The following is a 3,022-nucleotide window of genomic DNA, read 5'->3' on the forward strand; positions in this document are numbered from 1 at the left end:
TGCCTGCCGCGCGCGTGCTGGTGGTGGACGACGACCCGAAGGCCGTCACGCTGGTCGGCAAGCACCTGCAGTCGGCCGGCTTCGTGCCGATGCTGGCCTACAGCGGCCGCGAGGCGCTGGAGGTGGTGCGCCAGCAGCGGCCGGCGCTGATCGTGCTCGACCTGATGATGCCGCAGCTGTCGGGCTTCGACGTGATCGAGGCGCTGCGCGGGCGCAGCGACACCGCCGACATCCCGATCATCGTGCTGACCGCCAAGCTGCTGACCGTGCAGGACCGGGCGCTGCTGAGCGGGCGGGTGCAGCAGGTGATGGAGAAATCGGAGTTCCAGCCGGCCAGCCTGCTGGCCGAGGTGAAGCGGGCTCTGGCCAAGGGACGGCAGCGACGGTCATGACCGGGAGCAACGGCACCTCACCCTCGATCCTGGTCGTCGACGACAACGCGGCCAACCTGAGGCTGTACCGTGCGACCTTGCAGGACGTGGGGGCTGAGATCCACACCGTCGACCGCGGCGAACTCGCACTCGAGCGCTTCGCGCAGCGCTCGTCGTGGGCGATGGTGCTGCTCGACGTGCACCTGGCCGGCATCAGCGGCTTCGACGTCGCGCGCCGGCTGCGCGAGCTGCCCGGCGGTGCCGACGTGCCGATCGTGTTCGTCTCGGCGATCTACACGCACGAGGCCGACACCTTCGCCGGCTACCGCATCGGCGCGGTCGACTACATCCTGTCGCCGGTGGTGCCGGAGATCCTGCGCGCCAAGGTCGCGGTGTTCGTGCGGCTGCACCGCATGCGCCGCGAGGCCGAGGCCCAGTCGATCGCGATGGAGCGCGCCTACCGCGAGCTGCGCAGCGCCCATGCCGAGATGGAGGCGTTCAGCTACTCGGTGTCGCACGACCTGCGCACGCCGCTCGGGCAGATCGCCGGCTTCGCGCAGCTGCTGCAGCAGGGGCACGGGCATTCGCTGGATGCGAAGGGGCAGGGCTTCCTCGGCCACATCCAGGGCGCGGCCCAGCGCATGAACCGGCTGATCGACGACATGCTGGTGCTGGCGCGCATGACGCGCACCGAGCTGCAGTCGGAGCCGGTCGACCTGTCGGCGATGGCCGGCGAGATCGTCGGCGAGTTGGCGCAGGCGCAGCCGGACCGTCACGTGGCCTGGCGCCACGACGACGGGCTGACGGCGCAGGGCGACCCCGGCCTGCTGCGGGTCGCGCTGTCGAACCTGCTCGGCAATGCGTGGAAGTACAGCGCCGTGGCACCGGCCCCGCAGATCGAGTTCCGGCGCGCCGGGGCGCAGGGCGATGCCGGAGATGCCGCCTTCTGCGTGCGCGACAACGGCGCCGGCTTCGATGCCGCGGCGGCCGGCGAGCGGCTGTTCCGGCCGTTCCAGCGCTTCCACCCCGGCTCGCAGTTCCCGGGCAATGGCGTGGGCCTGGCGATCGCGCAGCGGGTGGTGACCAAGCACGGCGGGCGCATCTGGGTCGAATCGGCACCGGGCCGGGGCGCCAGCTTCTATTTCACGCTGCCGCCGCTGCCGGCGGCGCACGAACACGCCTGACGAAGGCGCAAGGCGAGGAAAAAACCATGGCACGCATCCTGGTCGTCGAGGACAACGCACAGAACCGCAAGCTGGCGCAGCTGGTGCTGCAGAAGGGCGGGCACGAGGTGATCTGCGCCGAGGGGGGCGAGGAAGGCGTGCGGCTGGCCCGCGAGCACCTGCCCGAGCTGGTGCTGATGGACATCCAGATGCCGGGCATGGACGGGCTGGAGGCGACGCGGCTGCTGCGCGCCGATGCGGCGACGGCCGGCCTGAAGATCATCGCGCTGACCGCGCTCGCGATGAAGGGCGACGAGGAGCGCATCCTGCAGTCGGGCTTCGATGCCTACCTGGCCAAGCCCTTCGACTACGCCGAACTGGTCGGGCTGGTGCAGCGCCACCTCGCCTGACGCCGCGCGGCCGGGAGGCACAATCCCGGCATGAGCAACAAGATCCTGTTCGGCTTCCACGCCGTCACGGTGCGGCTGAAGACCGCGCCGAAGTCCATCCTCGAGATCCACGTCGACGCGAGCCGCCGCGACCAGCGCATGCGCCAGTTCGTCGAGCGGGTGAAGGAGGCTGGCGCCAAGCTGGTCGACAGCGACGACGACCGCCTGCAGAAGATGTGCGGCACGCACCGCCACCAGGGCGTGGTCGCCCGCGTCGAGGCGATGGCGATGAGCCATTCGCTGGACGACACGCTCGACGCCGTCGAGGAAGTCCCGCTGCTGCTGGTGCTCGACGGCATCACCGACCCGCACAACCTGGGCGCCTGCCTGCGCGTCGCCGACGGCGCCGGCGCGCATGCGGTGATCGCCCCGAAAGACCATGCGGTCGGCATCAACGCCACCGTCTCCAAGGTGGCCAGCGGTGCTGCCGACACGGTGCCGTACTTCATGGTCACCAACCTGGCACGGACCTTGAATGAGCTGAAGGAGCGCGACATCCTGGTCGTCGGCACGTCGGATGACGCACAGCAGTCGTTGTACGACATCGACCTGACCCGGCCGGTCGCGCTGGTGCTCGGCGCCGAAGGCAGCGGCATGCGGCAGTTGACCGGCAAGACCTGCGACGTGCTGGTGCGGCTGCCGATGCGCGGTGCGGTCGAGAGCCTGAACGTCTCGGTGGCCAGCGGCATCTGCCTGTACGAGGCGGTGCGCCAGCGGCTGAAGCAGGAGGACTGAACCATGCCGACGATTGCCGTCAACCACCCGCTGGTGCGCCACAAGATCGGCCTGCTGCGCGAGGCCGAGATCTCGACCAAGAAATTCCGCGAGCTGACGAACGAGCTGGCCCGGCTGCTCGCGTACGAGGCCACGGCCGACTGGCCTTTGACCAAGACGACGATCGAATGCTGGAGCGGCCCGGTCGAGATCGACCAGATCAGCGGCCGCAAGGTGACGGTGGTGCCGATCCTGCGCGCCGGCCTCGGCATGCTCGATGGCGTGCTCGACATGATCCCGAACGCGAAGGTCAGCGTGGTCGGCC

Annotated in this window: 5 protein-coding genes; all 5 read left to right on the forward strand. The window is 69.9% G+C overall.

The genetic code is table 11. From position 1 onward, the window contains the following. The coding region (locus AC1D01_RS27635) for a response regulator (protein ID WP_477872099.1) at window positions 1-392 on the forward strand (392 nt) is incomplete at its 5' end. Continuing rightward, entirely contained in the window at window positions 389-1,555 is a 1,167-nt protein-coding gene (locus tag AC1D01_RS27640) for a sensor histidine kinase (protein ID WP_477872101.1), read from the forward strand. The genes AC1D01_RS27635 and AC1D01_RS27640, both read left to right, overlap by 4 nt. Before the next feature lie 26 nt (window positions 1,556-1,581). After that, on the forward strand, window positions 1,582-1,944 hold the full coding sequence (locus AC1D01_RS27645; RefSeq protein WP_477872103.1) for a response regulator: 363 nt from the start codon (window positions 1,582-1,584) through the stop codon (window positions 1,942-1,944). Window positions 1,945-1,974: 30 nt separating this feature from the next. After that, on the forward strand, window positions 1,975-2,718 hold the full coding sequence (rlmB, locus tag AC1D01_RS27650) for a 23S rRNA (guanosine(2251)-2'-O)-methyltransferase RlmB (RefSeq protein ID WP_477872105.1): 744 nt from the start codon (window positions 1,975-1,977) through the stop codon (window positions 2,716-2,718). 3 nt (window positions 2,719-2,721) lie between these two features. Beyond that, window positions 2,722-3,022: uracil phosphoribosyltransferase (locus tag AC1D01_RS27655; RefSeq protein WP_477872107.1), on the forward strand; the 301-nt coding region annotated here is incomplete at its 3' end.

This window comes from Rhizobacter sp. P3_B12, from assembly GCF_056402895.1.

Bases quoted from the DNA above. Each gene is read 5' to 3' on its own strand.
- AC1D01_RS27640 (WP_477872101.1), top strand. From the start codon at position 389: ATGACCGGGAGCAACGGCACCTCACCCTCGATCCTGGTCGTCGACGAC.
- AC1D01_RS27645 (WP_477872103.1), top strand. From the start codon at position 1,582: ATGGCACGCATCCTGGTCGTCGAGGACAACGCACAGAACCGCAAGCTG.
- rlmB (WP_477872105.1), top strand. From the start codon at position 1,975: ATGAGCAACAAGATCCTGTTCGGCTTCCACGCCGTCACGGTGCGGCTG.